At 47.2% G+C, this 13,264-nt stretch carries 9 protein-coding genes and 1 pseudogene; all 10 read left to right on the top strand.

What is annotated here, in order from left to right; genetic code table 11:
• Window positions 1–112 precede the first annotated feature (112 nt).
• The 10 genes and pseudogenes from thrC (at window position 113) to G9U52_RS06860 (ending at window position 13,214) form a co-directional block, all read left to right on the top strand.
• Window positions 113–1,528 carry a threonine synthase gene (gene thrC / locus G9U52_RS06905; protein WP_166147630.1) on the top strand — a complete coding sequence of 472 codons (1,416 nt, stop codon included), beginning with the start codon at window positions 113–115 and terminating at the stop codon, window positions 1,526–1,528.
• 134 nt (window positions 1,529–1,662) lie between these two features.
• A pseudogene (locus tag G9U52_RS41600) lies at window positions 1,663–1,820 on the top strand (YHYH domain-containing protein); the annotation flags it as partial.
• Between the two features lie 385 nt (window positions 1,821–2,205).
• Window positions 2,206–2,619: a hypothetical protein gene (locus G9U52_RS06895; protein ID WP_311764821.1), complete on the top strand. Its 414-nt coding sequence runs from the start codon at window positions 2,206–2,208 to the stop codon at window positions 2,617–2,619.
• A gap of 102 nt (window positions 2,620–2,721) precedes the next feature.
• The gene (locus tag G9U52_RS06890; protein ID WP_166147625.1) at window positions 2,722–7,656 is read left to right on the top strand and encodes a DUF4132 domain-containing protein; all 4,935 of its coding nucleotides are present in this window, start codon (window positions 2,722–2,724) and stop codon (window positions 7,654–7,656) included.
• 16 nt (window positions 7,657–7,672) lie between these two features.
• Entirely contained in the window at window positions 7,673–7,873 is a 201-nt protein-coding gene (locus tag G9U52_RS06885; protein WP_166147622.1) for a hypothetical protein, read from the top strand.
• The gene (gene ybaK / locus G9U52_RS06880; protein WP_166147620.1) at window positions 7,840–8,316 is read left to right on the top strand and encodes a Cys-tRNA(Pro) deacylase; all 477 of its coding nucleotides are present in this window, start codon (window positions 7,840–7,842) and stop codon (window positions 8,314–8,316) included. The genes G9U52_RS06885 and ybaK overlap by 34 nt, the downstream gene beginning before the upstream one ends.
• A 38-nt stretch (window positions 8,317–8,354) precedes the next feature.
• Window positions 8,355–9,296 carry an aldo/keto reductase gene (locus G9U52_RS06875; RefSeq protein ID WP_166147618.1) on the top strand — a complete coding sequence of 314 codons (942 nt, stop codon included), beginning with the start codon at window positions 8,355–8,357 and terminating at the stop codon, window positions 9,294–9,296.
• Window positions 9,297–9,646: 350 nt separating this feature from the next.
• Window positions 9,647–11,503 (top strand): SpoIIE family protein phosphatase, encoded by a 1,857-nt coding sequence (locus G9U52_RS06870; RefSeq protein ID WP_166147616.1) that lies wholly within the window; start codon window positions 9,647–9,649, stop codon window positions 11,501–11,503.
• A 163-nt stretch (window positions 11,504–11,666) separates the two neighbouring features.
• Entirely contained in the window at window positions 11,667–12,545 is an 879-nt protein-coding gene (locus G9U52_RS06865) for a radical SAM/SPASM domain-containing protein (protein ID WP_166147614.1), read from the top strand.
• A gap of 39 nt (window positions 12,546–12,584) precedes the next feature.
• Entirely contained in the window at window positions 12,585–13,214 is a 630-nt protein-coding gene (locus G9U52_RS06860) for a rhomboid family intramembrane serine protease (RefSeq protein ID WP_166147612.1), read from the top strand.
• The last annotated feature ends 50 nt before the right edge of the window (window positions 13,215–13,264 follow it).

Below are 13,264 nucleotides of genomic sequence, written 5' to 3'. Positions count from 1 at the left end.
TTTTCTGTCAGAACAGATGGTAGAGCACAAATTTCAATTTATGACTTGGTTATCACTGCGAATAGAGGTAGAATAGAGGTGATGAATTAAGGAATTAATGGAGGATATGAACATGAAGTATATAAGCACAAGAGGCAATGTGGAACCAAGAGGATTTATTGAAACTGTGCTAATGGGTCTTGCTGATGATGGCGGGCTAATGATTCCTGCTGAAATACCGGTTATTTCGCCTGCTACCTTGGTAGAGTGGGAGAACCTTAGCTATCAGGAGCTGTTCCTGGAAATTTTTTTGTATTATGTGAACGATGAAATCCCTCTGGAGGATCTGAAGGAAATGGTAGCCAAGAGCTACTCGACTTTCCGCGATCCGGCCATAACGCCAGTGAAGCCCATTACAGACAAGCTTTATGTGCTGGAGCTATTTCACGGTCCAACCTTTGCTTTCAAAGACGTTGCCCTTCAATTTATGGGCGAGCTATATTCCTATATATCGAAGAAGCAAGGCGAGATTATTCATATTCTAGGGGCTACCTCCGGTGATACGGGAGCCGCGGCGATTCAAGGCGTTCGTGGGAAGGAAGGCATCCGCATTTGTGTGCTGCATCCCCATCAGAAGGTCAGCAAGGTGCAGGAGCTGCAAATGACTACGGTTAATGATGCCAATGTGTTGAATTTGTCGGTCAAAGGAAACTTTGACGATTGCCAGCGCATCATTAAGGAGCTGTTTGGTGACCTTGGCTTTAAAGGCGAGCACCATCTGCGTGCGATCAATTCGATCAATTTTGTGCGTATTTTGGCGCAAACCGTTTATTATTTCTACGCTTACCTGCAAGTGGTGAAAACGAATAAAGATGCATCAATCAATTTCAGTATTCCATCAGGCAATTTTGGCAATGTATTCTCGGGCTACCTGGCGAAAAGAATGGGGCTTCCCGTAAACAAGCTTATTATTGCAACGAATGAAAACAATATTCTGGAACGTTTTATCCAAACCGGTGAATACAAACCAGGTGATTTCTTAAGCACCTACAGCCCTTCTATGGATATTCAAATTGCCAGCAATTTCGAACGGTATTTGTACTATTTGGTCGGCGAGGATGCGGAGAAAGTTTCTGCCTATATGAAAAAGTTCCAAGACGAAGGGCAAATCGTCATCGGTGCGGAGGCTATGCAGCAGGTACATGCAGAGTTTGCCGCTTATGGAGTCAAAAACGCTGAATGCTTGCAGGTGATCAGCAAATATAAGGCAAACCATGAATATTTGCTTGATCCCCATACAGCATGCGGCATTGCTGCTTACGAAACCTATAGTGGCGATAACGAGGTTTGTGTATCCTTTGCGACGGCACATCCTGCGAAATTCGACGAAGCGATCAAGCTATGTAATATCGAGCAGGTGCTGCCTGCCGAGATTCAGCAGCTGCTGGTGATGCCGCAGTACCAGACAATTGTGGACAACAGCAAGGAAGAGATCGTCAAGCAGCTGGAAGCTTTCTATAGCCGTGCTACTGATGTTGTCGAGAATTAATAGATTGGTGTCAAGAGAGTTGCGTATATAAGGCGAGCCAAGCAGAAGGGTCTTTCAACCGTTTCGCTTGGCTCGCCTTTTTTGCTTTTTCATAGTAATCCGCTTTCCATCCAAGCAAGCCTTTAGAAAATGCCGGACGAACGGATGCCAGTGGGGGCCACACTTGTAGAACGAACTGTGAAAAGTGGGGGCTAAAATATGGTGAGTACCACTATCAAATAATGGTGGAGGAGGCTCCTCCAGCTCCAGCGACGGTACTAGCACCAAGGCGGCCAAACCTCCAGCTCCAGCCTACACACCGCACAAAGAAACAATTCCTGCTGGTACAGTCAAGGGGAATCTTCCGCCTGCCATATACGTAAACGGACAGCAGGTAGCCAATTCGACGTCGAAATATCCGGTGATTGAATACAAGGATATTACTTTTTTTTCGATGAGCTCTGGTTGGTAAATGTTTCTAAATGAGGAAAAATGGTTAATGACATAAAGGAGTGCGGCAATTTTAAAGCTTCATTTTTAAAGTTTAAGTATCCTATTTTGAAGTATCGTAAGCTAAGTGTCATTGGGATAAGAGGTGACCAGTCTGCGATTGTAGAGGCTCGCAGCAGTAGCGCTGCGCCTATTTGTCGTGCAAAAAGCTGTGAAAAAGCCGATATAGGAGGTAGTTAGGATTGATTGTGTACATAACGGTAAAAAGCTTGAGCCAAAAAAATAAAGTGCTGAACAAGAAAGAATGGCAGTTAAGTAAAGCCCCCAAGAGCTTGCGTTCTTTACTGATCGATGTGGTCACGAACCATGTATCACAATATAATGCGCGCGAAACCGGTGTGACGTTTGTTTCTTTTTTGACCCAAGGTGAAATCGATGTTCAGGGCAGTACGGGTAAGGTTGGCTTTGGAGCTATCTATAATGAACAAAAAGCTGATTTGGAGGAGGCGTTGGATGCAGCAATTGTTGCCTTTGAGGATGGGTTGTACAAGGTGTTTATTAATGATGTGGAAATTGAGCAGCTGGATGCGCCGTTGGTTGTGCAAGAAAGAGATGACATTGCTTTGATCCGGTTCACAATGCTGGCCGGGAGATTATGGTAGAAAGGGGGATCAGGGTAGTCAGGGAGTTTAAGCTAGGCGAAGCATTCAGGTAGTGGATCCATGGGGATGGCCGGAAAGATAAAGTAATAGGGAGATGAATGGATGAAAAGGGACGAGCAGCAAGCGTATTTTACAACTCTGGAGGAGCAAGCAAAAGAGTACGATATCAGTGAAGCGCATCGTCAATTGGCGGCGTTGGTACTTAAGAATGCTAAAATGAGCTATACCAACAATGAGGTCGTTAAAGAGATAGGCGGAATTTTACATACGTTATTATCCCAAAATGCAGGTCATCAGCTGTTCGATCCGCTTCAGGTCGTTATGGAGAAGCTGCTGGAGCCTTACTTGGCTCCCATATTCGCCTATTTAATCGAGCATATAACCGAATATCCTTACAGCCGCGGCTACGCCAGAAAACCATTTCGCACCCAGGATTTAAAGGCGCATGTGGAACGTGTCATTGTAAAATGTACGTCCATGCTGCATTTGCAAAGCTTCGACTTTAGGGCGATTGATTATTTGACCACTCCGGGTTATTTCTCGGAGGATATGTACTGGATTCAGGATATGGCCATCAGCGATGTTATTGCTTATGAAATCGACCACAATAATGAAGCCGTGCTCCAGGCCCTGAAGACTATTATTTACGGCGATAATAATACGGCGCTATTGTCTGCTCCTATGATCTCGGGTGCATTTTTAAGCCATAATGAAGAGGTTTACAAGATGATAGGCGAGCTATTGGTTGCTGCGAGGCTGCAAGAGGGCTTAAGGCAAAGTATCGTCGAGAAAATGGATGAAGGCACCTTGGCAGCGATGCTTTATATGCTTAATGTGATCAATGAGCATAAATTGATCCGCTACAGCTCTGTCGTTCGAGCGCTGGATGTATGGACGGGACTAGGAATTGAGGCGGCCGATGCCCGTGTGGCGAAGCAATGTATCGAATACGCGAGGCTTAGTTTGGGCGACAAGCAGCTGCGCGAGGATTGGCTGCAAAGCAACAATGTGAATGAAATTTATATGAGTCTTTGGGCTACTGCCGTCATTGAGGAAATGGACCTGGAGGGTAAGATCCGTTATCTGATGAACGATAAGGAAACCTACCGAAAGGTGGTTGCCCAATATGTATTGGCGCAGAGCCAGAATAAACCGTTGAAGTTTGATATTGCCCGCGAATGGCTGGGGGTAGGGGACCATGAGCTGCAATACTGGGTTGTCTACAACTATTCTTATCAGCATGACTACACTTGGGTATCCGAAGAAGGCGGTAACGTCCGCAAGATTCGTGTGGATCGTATCCCGCTATTGGAGGATAAAGCAATCAGAAGGCAGCAGTTCGAGCAGTTTGCGGCGATGTTCCATGCCATGCCCCAGAAAGAACTCACATTGAACTCCAGAGTGTTCGAGTGGATGGCCGTCACGCTTACCGTCGATTCGATTGTCAACAAGATGATCTATTTGACCGCTTATGATATGGACCCGGAATGGATTGAGGAATTAATTGGCTTTAAGGATAAAATTACCCCTGATCTTAGAGGGGAGCTGCTGGATAAATTCATGAGCGAGCCCACTAATCTCGCGCAGCGGACCTTCATTATGGCAAGCCTGGCTGATAAAAGCATGAGCAATCGCCAAACCGCGCTCAAGCAAGCCGCCAAGCTCGATTTAAACAGAGATGAAATCGAGACGATGTCAGGCGTGCTGAAGCTCAAGACAGGGGCGCTTCGACAGAGCGCGATCGAAATCCTGCTGAAGCAGCCAGCGGCTAAGCTGGAGAACGTGGTAGAGCTGCTGATACAGAGCCGCGATGAGCTGCAGCGGCTAGCTGCACTTGAGATGCTGACGGAGCTCAAGGCACAGCCCGAACGTGCGGAGCTATTCAACCGCTTGAAGGAGAAGGCTGCCCTAATCAAAGCACCAACGGATAAGGAACGGCTCTTGTTGAATAAGCTGGAGCAAGCCGATTCCTATACAGCAGCCAATGGCTTCGGATTGTTTGACCCTACCAGCACAATAGAGGCATTGACTATGGTAGAGCAGCTTCCCCTCTCGGCTTTAGCTGAAGTGAAAGGGCTGTTCAGCCTATCCCAGCAGCAAATCAATGATTTCTTTAAAGGCTTGAGTGACTTGATCCATGAGCATCGCAATGTGGAGTATGAGTTTGAGGATTATGCGCTTGCGAAGCAAACGGTGCTGCTGGGTGGCAATTTGAGCACATTGAAGTGGAGATACCCTGAGGATGATCCATCCAAACAAATCGACCGATTCCCGCTTTCCGATGTTTGGAAGGGCTATTTACAAGCAAGCGGATTTGGGACAGCGGAGCTGCTGCAGCTTGAATTTTACCGCAAAGCGGAGGATATCTACTTCTATTATTCGGGCAGCCTGAGCGAATACAAAGCCAAGCATTATGGACCTGCCGAGGGCTGGAGGAAGGAGTTTCTGGAGCAGCTCTATCCGATGGAAACGCTCAAGGACATGACTTCTTACTTGAAAATTAACCCTTATGCGGAACAGTCCAAGAAGCTAATAACGGCTTTTCTGGCAGACCAGCCGATTCCCGAAAAGTTCGCGATTGCCGATCGCGTAGTGAGCCTGATTGTGGGAGCTTTTCCAGCGGATCGCTTGAAGGAAGAAGAGGAAGTAAATCTGCTTAATTTTTACGTATCCATTTGGCGCGGTTGGCAGCATAATTACATCCATAATGATGAGTCCTTTCTCGCTTTTTTTCGCTGGCATTATTACCTGTACCACATCCACAACTATGACTATAACCGGTTGGCCCTGGAGGAATTTGCCCGTGCGTACGACCTATCGCTCATCGATGACGATACACTCTTCAAAGAGCTGCTAATCAGGCAGCGGAGTGACTATCATATTCGAAGCCTCACCGAAACCAGATATAAGTTTCTGGAGAAGCATCCCTCCATGGTGCCTTTTCATAAGCAGGTGGTCGAGCGTATTTTGGAAATTGAGCTGGGCCGGGGCGATTTGCCTACAGAGGTGACAGAGCTTGCCAACAGTATTAGGGTTATCGAGGGTATGGACTATTTTGTAGAGGTTTTATCCAGGCTCGATAAGGAAACCTTTGTGCGTGGATATATATATGGGACGGGCAAGAAGGAAACCTTCAGCCATCTGCTGAAAGTTTGCCAGCCGAAGGCAGGGGAAGATAAGGAGCTGCTGAAGCAGCTGCTAGAGAATAGGAAAATTTCCGAGCAAAGGCTGCTGGAAGCCGCGATGTATGCGCCGCAGTGGGTCGAGATTATATCCGATTATTTGGGCTGGAGCGGCCTGCGGAGTGCTGCTTGGTATTTCCACGCGCACATCAATGAATCCTTCTCAGCGGAGAAGGAAACGATCGTGGCGCATTATTCGCCGATTTCCCCTAGGGATTTCACGGATGGTGCCTTCGATATCGACTGGTTCCAGGAGGCTTATCAAGAGCTGGGCGAGCAGAGATTCCAAATGCTGTACCAGTGCGCCAAATATATATCGGGCGGGTCGAACCATAGGCGCTCGCAAATTTTCGCAGATGCCGTGCTGGGCAAGCTGAACCTCAAAGAGGTGAAGCAAGCCGTCGAGGATAAGCGGAACAAGGACAATCTGCTTAGCTATAGCTTAATTCCTCTGGGCAAAAACCGTGACCGCGACCTTCGGGAGCGTTATGAATATATTCATCAATTTTTGAAGGAAAGCAAAGCATTCGGTGCGCAGAGAAGGGTCAGTGAAGCCCAAGCGGCGAGTATTGCTTTGGACAATCTTGCACGAAATGGCGGCTATGCCGATGTGATTCGGATGACTTGGGATATGGAGGGCAGGAAGCTGGATGACCTGCTGCATTATTTTGAGCCGAAGGAGCTCGAAGACCTGACCGCGCAGCTGATCATTGCAGATAATGGAAAGTCGGACATCCGTTTGACGCGCAAAGGCAAGGAGCTAAAAACAATACCAGCCAGCTACAAGAAGCATGACTATATCACGGCGCTTAAGGAGACGAAATCGGAGCTCACGGAGCAGTACAAGAGAGCGAAGGCAGAGCTGGAGCGTTCGATGGAGGCGGGAAGCATTTTCGCCTTACATGAAATCAGTCTGTTGATGGACAATCCGGTCATTTCTCCTCTGGTAGGTGCGCTTGTATTCAAAGTGGATGGGCATTTAGGTTACTTTAAGGATAATGAGCTGGTAGGGGTTGATGGCGAGAAATATCCGATTAATGGCGATGATTCATTAATCATTGCGCATCCGCTGCATTTTTTCGAAAGCGGCTTGTGGAGCCTGTATCAAAAGGATGTATTCGACCGCCAGCTAAAGCAGCCATTTAAGCAAATTTACCGGGAATTGTATATGCCTAATGAGGATGAGCTGGCAAGTGGCACGTTATCCCGTCGCTATGCGGGGCATCAGGTACAGCCACGCAAAACCGTTGCGCTGCTTAAGAGCCGGATGTGGACCGTGAGCTATGAGGAAGGCCTACAGAAGGTGTATTACAAAGAAAATGTGATCGCCAGCATCTACGCCTTGGCCGACTGGTTCTCCCCCTCCGATGTGGAGAGTCCAACCCTGGAAACGGTTCGTTTCTTCGATAGAAAAACGTACAAGAGCTTAAGCTTCGACCAGGTACCGCCGATGATTTTCTCGGAGGTGATGCGGGATGTTGATCTGGTCGTCAGTGTGGCGCATGTGGGCGGCGTCGATCCTGAGGCGAGCTTGACCACGATTGGCATCCGCTCCGTCATCGTGCGTGAGTCGCTGCGCTTGCTGAAGGTCGACAATGTGGTACTGGAAGGCAACCATGCGCGGATTACTGGCACGCTGGGTGAATACAGCGTCCATCTCGGCAGCGGCATCGTGCATAAGCAGGCCAAAGGCGCACTGGCGATTATCCCGGTGCATTCGCAGCATAGGGGCAAGCTGTTCCTGCCGTTTATGGATGAGGATCCCAAAAGCGCAGAGATTTTGTCCAAGATTGTACTGCTGGCCCAGGATACAAAAATTAAAGATCCGCAAATTTTATCACAGCTGAAGGCTTAGACTTAGCTTTAGGCGGATGCATGAAGTACGGCAAGCCTCCGACGACAAGCCTCCGAAGCCCATCGGAGGTATTACTGGCAGCAGGGCAGTGGCAAGCAGGAACGTGCTTGCCGCTGCCTTTTTTGTTACACTTGAGCTGGATAGACTTGCTGATGGACTTTATAGAGGGGAGACGCAAGAACGATGGCTGCCAAAACGAATGCTTGCCGCCTATTAGATATACTTCACATACCCTACACTTTGCATGAATACGAATGGGAGGAAAGCCAGCTGGATGCCTATACCGTTGCCGAGAAGGTTGGGCTTCAGCCCAATCAAATTTTTAAAACGCTTGTATTAAAAGGAGATAAATCCGGCGTTGTTGTCGCTTGTATCCCGGGTGACCAGGAGCTGAATTTGAAAAGTCTGGCCTCGCTGAGCGGTAACAAGAAGGTGGAGATGGTAGCGGTAAAAGACATCCAGGGCTTAACTGGTTATATTCGTGGCGGCGTTTCACCACTTGGGATGAAGAAGAAATATCCTTTTTTCTTGGATCAAACCGTAACGGATGCTGCTCCTGTTAGCATCAGTGCGGGAAAGCGTGGCTTGCAAATATTTTTAGAGGGCGAGCATCTAATTACCGCGTCCGAGGCAAATGTTGTGGACATAACGAGCAAATAAAAATACAATTGAAGAAAATAAGAGGAGGAGTGTTTCTAATGGATTATGTAAAATTAGGCAGAACAGGGTTAAATGTAAGCGTAATCAGTCTGGGTGCTGGCGGGAGTAGCAGGCTTGGGATGCAAACGGTAAAAAGCGAAGAACAGGCTTCGGAAATCGTCGGAAAAGCCGTAGAGCTGGGCATTAACCTGATTGATACTGCGGAAGCGTACGGTACGGAAAACATAGTGGGCGCCGGCCTGCAAGGCTTGAATAGGAAAGAGGTTATCATTTCCACGAAGTATTCGTTGCAAAAGGATAAACTACTCAAAAAACCGGAGGATTTCGAAAAAAGTGTAGACGCCAGCTTGGCCAATCTCCAAACGGACTATATCGATATTTATCATTTACATGGTGTGCATCTCAAGGATTATGCTTATGCCGCCGAGTATTTGGTTCCCGAAATGATCAAAATGCGGGAAAAGGGCAAGATCCGCTTTTTAGGCATTACCGAGGCTTTTGGCACCGATCCCAGCCATTTGATGGCGGAACAAGCGGTGCTGGATGATTGCTGGGATGTTATGATGATCGGCTTTAACCTGTTAAACCAGAGTGCACGGGACAAAATATTTACCACTACCCTAGCGAAGGACATCGGCATTCTTGATATGTTTGCTGTGAGGCGGGCTTTATCGCGCCCGGATGCTTTAGCCGAGCTTGTTGCCGACCTTTTCGCCAAAGGGCTTTTGGATGAGAATAAAATAGACAGGGAGAACGGCCTGGACTTTTTGGTTCACGAGCATGGGGCGAAAAGCATTATGGATGCCGCTTACCGTTTCTGCAGGTACGAGCCCGGCGTCCACTCCGTGCTAATGGGAACCGGTAATTTACAGCATCTTGCCGATAACATCGAGTCGGCTAACAGGCCGCCCCTGCCGGAGGCGGATATCCAGCGATTGAAAGCGATCTTCGCAGGCATTGATAGTGTGACGGGCAATTAATGACCGCAGCTACAGCATAATGGCCGCAGCTAGAGCTAGAGCCGATGGAAAGCTCTGTAATGCATTTGGCGCCTACAGCTCCTCACCGACTGCTTGGGAGGGGCTATAGGTGCAAGTAGGATTGCCGCCAATTACTCGGGTGCTCCTCTTATGTATATAGTCATCAGATGACCCGATCTATTTTTTTGAAAATTGGAGTCGCTGGGGAAGCCGGCCTGGTCACAATGGGAACCAAAACGCTGCCATATGGTTTTGGCTTCTTTGGCATCGTGCTTTTTTCAGAGGCTGGCAGGTATGAAAGATTAATATGTCGAATACTTGTCGAAAGCTTTTGTATAGGAGTGTTAATCATGTCTATTAAGCCTGCTTCCTCCACCAACCCCCAACCAAGCGCCTCAGACTTGAAAAGCAAGCCTACATTTGATTCCGGTGTTACGAAGGTTATGATTTTTGCCAGTGTTTTAATCGTGTTTTCCATTGTATTGATTGGAACCTTTGTTTACTTTTTTACGGAAAATGAGGTCGTCAAAAAATTGAAGGGTCGCGACTTGGTGACGATTGCCGAATCGATCTCGGCCAAAGTGGATGCACGGATTGACAAAGAAATCGAAACCTCCTTGGTGTTAGCTAATGACTCCACACTGTTGAAGTGGCTCGAAGGTGGAGAGACTGATCTGGCGTTTGAAGCTTTGATCCACCAGAAAACCGCCTATCTGCACCAAAAGCTTGGCTACAGCACGACCTTTATAGCAAGCTCCAAAACGCGGCGGTATTGGGATGAAACCGGTAAAATTATCGATACCTTGAGTGAGAAGGACCAAGACGACAGCTGGTTTTTTGATTCGATTGCCTCCAGAAAGGAAGCGGCGGTCAATTTCGATTACAATAATGAGCTGAAGGATACCTTTGCCTTCGTAAATGTGTTGGCAGGTCCAGTGGACAGGCCCCTTGCTGTAGTCGGTGTAGGTATTAACCTGCATGAGTTATCGGATAATTTCGCTTCCTACAAAGATGGCAAGGGCATTAATCTATGGCTGATCGATAGCAAGGGCACCATTTATTTGTCAGACTCCTATGGACATAATGGTAAAAATATAAGTGATGTGATGACGGATTCCACACGGCTGGACGTATTAAAGCAGTTCGATAAAAGTACGCATATTTTTGAATATGAGGATGAATCGGGAGAGCGAATGGATTTAATCAGCTATCCGCTCAAATCCACGGATTTACATTTGCTAGTCGAGGTTGAGCGCAAGGAAACGGTAGCTTTCCTCCGCACGATTAAATGGAATACGGTACTGGCCGTAGCCGTGTCCATGGTCTCGATTGTTTTCTTTTTCTACTACATTTCACGCAAGCTGGCTAACCCCTACAAACGTGCTATTATATTGAACCAAGAATTGGACAAGCAGGTTCAGGAGCGGACGAAGGAGCTGTTCGAGCGCAATCAGGAGATGCTGGATAGCATCAATTACGCCAAGCTTTTGCAGGAATCCGTGCTGCCCAAGACGCATCAGCTCGAAGTGTTATTCAACGAGTATTTCGTCATTTGGCGGCCAAGGGATGTAGTGGGCGGCGACTTTTACTGGTCGAAGCAGCTCGGAGATAAAACGCTGGTTGCTGTTGGTGACTGTACCGGTCATGGTGTGCCAGGTGCCTTTATGACCTTGCTGGCTGTATCCGCTTTAAACCGGATAGCCGATAGCGGCGAGCTGGAGGATCCGGCAGCGATTCTCGGACGCTTGAACAGCATCCTGAAGGAAACCCTAGGCCAGGAAGACGAGAGTGAAGGAACAACGGATGATGGCTTGGATATCGGCATATGCTCGATAGAAACGGACCATGTTATTTTTGCCGGTGCCTCCTGCTCCCTGCATAGAGTAGATGATGACGGCCTCCAAACCTGGAAGGGAGACCGTAAAAGCGTTGGTTACCGTAATACACCGTCTGGTTATGGTTATACGAACCATACAATGCCTATTGGCGAGGCGCGTTATTACATGACTACAGACGGATTCTTCGACCAGAACGGCGGAGAGCGCGATTACTCATTCGGCAAAAAACGGTTTGCAGAAATGATTGTCCGTTATGGCGATTTATCTATGGCGGAGCAGAAGGCTTCGTTCCTGCGAGAGCTGGAAGCCTATATGGGTGATGAGCGGCAACGCGATGATATCACTGTGTTATCGTTTCGCGCTACCTAAACTCGGCTATATTCTGACCGGATACTATGCTATATTTATAGTAACGATTTAAAGTCTGCATGAGCATACTTATGACTCATTGCAGGCTTTTTGCATGCCTTGGAAGAGATGAAAAGGTTGATGTGCATCGAAAGCCTGCTTATAGAAATGGAGTGGACAATGATTGAAAACGTTCAAAAAAACCTATATTGAAATTACAAGTGTATGTAACCTGGCCTGTACCTTTTGCCCGCAAACAAAGCGCCAATCGAATTTTATTAAAATAGATGATTTCACCAAAACCTTGGACGAAATTAAGCCGCATTCCAATTATATTTATTTCCATGTAAAGGGCGAGCCCTTGCTCCATCCCAAGATTGATGAATTGCTGGATTTAAGCCATGAAAGAGGCTTTAAGGTCAATATTACAACCAACGGAACCTTAATCGTGAAAAACAAGCATAAAATTATAAATAAGCCGGCTCTACGCCAAATGAATTTTTCCTTACACAGCTTTGATGGGCATGAAGGATCCACGAATAAGGAAGCCTATATCACCAATATCCTTGATTTTGTGAAGGAAGCCGTTGCGACGACGCCTATGCTTTTTTCATTGCGCTTATGGAATTTGGATACGGACAACACGACAAATATCGAAAGAAGCCGGAACCGTGAGGTGCTGGAAATCATTGAACGGGAGTTCCAGCTCGATTATAAAATTGAAGAGAAATTCGTCCGAGGCAGTGGGCTGAAGATTGCCAACCGGGTTTATTTGAACCAGGACCATGAATTTCAATGGCCGGATTTGAAGGAAGCCGAAGATGAAGGCAAGGGCTTTTGCCACGCGCTCAGGAACCAGGCGGCGATTCTCGTGGACGGTACCGTAGTTCCCTGTTGCTTGGATGGGGAAGGCGTCATCAATCTGGGTAATATTCATAAGACTCCTTTCTCCGATATCGTAGAAGGTGAACGTGCCAACAAGCTGTTCGATGGATTCTCCAGGCGGGAGGTCGTTGAGGAGCTATGCAGAAAATGCGGCTATCGGCAACGATTCAGCGTATAAATTTAAAAAGGCAAGCCCATTTGACAAGGAGGGAACTACATGTTTTCCCGTAGAGAAAGCTTAAAGCAATATTTTAGCTGGTATCCAGTTACTGCTGTAATCATCTGCATCAATTTACTACTGTGGGGCCTGATGGAGTGGTATGAATTATCCCATTCCAAGGACGAAACCTTTTATCTATTTGGGGCCTTATTTGATTTGCCTGGGCTGACCGCAGAGCCGTGGCGTTATGTCACTGCGATATTTTTGCATAACGGGTTTGCCCATCTCTTATTTAACTGTTTTGCTCTGTATGTATTTGCACCTCCGCTTGAACGAATGTTAGGCAAATGGAGATACCTGCTGACTTATATCGCGAGTGGCATTGCGGGCAATATATGCAGTATGTGGCTGCACATGGATTACTTTATTTCGGTGGGCGCCTCAGGTGCGATCTACGGGATTTATGCCGCTTTTTTATATTTGGCACTATTTCGCAAGGATATTATTGACAGCCAAACGAAAAAGATGGTGGTGATCCTGATCGCAGTAGGGTTTGCCAATTCCTTAATCGTTCCGAATATTGATATTTACGCGCATTTGGGCGGATTTATTGGTGGGTTCGTAGTTCTGGCTCTGATTGTCCTATCCATTAAAAGAAGGCATCGCAGACCTATCGATGAAGCTTAGGATTTCCTCATGTGCAGGGTACACTAAAAGTTAATCAAGAGATTCGAAGG

It is taken from the genome of Paenibacillus agricola, from assembly GCF_011440305.1.
GTDB classification, from domain to species: domain Bacteria; phylum Bacillota; class Bacilli; order Paenibacillales; family NBRC-103111; genus Paenibacillus_S; species Paenibacillus_S agricola.
Note: the sequence above shows the minus strand (reverse complement) of the source record. Positions and strands in the feature narration are given on the sequence as shown.

What these genes read in the sequence shown, in the direction of transcription:
- G9U52_RS06875 (WP_166147618.1), top strand. Translation starts at nt 8,355, where the DNA reads ATGGATTATGTAAAATTAGGCAGAACAGGGTTAAATGTAAGCGTAATC.
- G9U52_RS06885 (WP_166147622.1), top strand. Translation starts at nt 7,673, where the DNA reads ATGCATGAAGTACGGCAAGCCTCCGACGACAAGCCTCCGAAGCCCATC.
- ybaK (WP_166147620.1), top strand. Translation starts at nt 7,840, where the DNA reads ATGGCTGCCAAAACGAATGCTTGCCGCCTATTAGATATACTTCACATA.
- G9U52_RS06860 (WP_166147612.1), top strand. Translation starts at nt 12,585, where the DNA reads ATGTTTTCCCGTAGAGAAAGCTTAAAGCAATATTTTAGCTGGTATCCA.
- G9U52_RS06890 (WP_166147625.1), top strand. Translation starts at nt 2,722, where the DNA reads ATGAAAAGGGACGAGCAGCAAGCGTATTTTACAACTCTGGAGGAGCAA.
- G9U52_RS06870 (WP_166147616.1), top strand. Translation starts at nt 9,647, where the DNA reads ATGTCTATTAAGCCTGCTTCCTCCACCAACCCCCAACCAAGCGCCTCA.
- thrC (WP_166147630.1), top strand. Translation starts at nt 113, where the DNA reads ATGAAGTATATAAGCACAAGAGGCAATGTGGAACCAAGAGGATTTATT.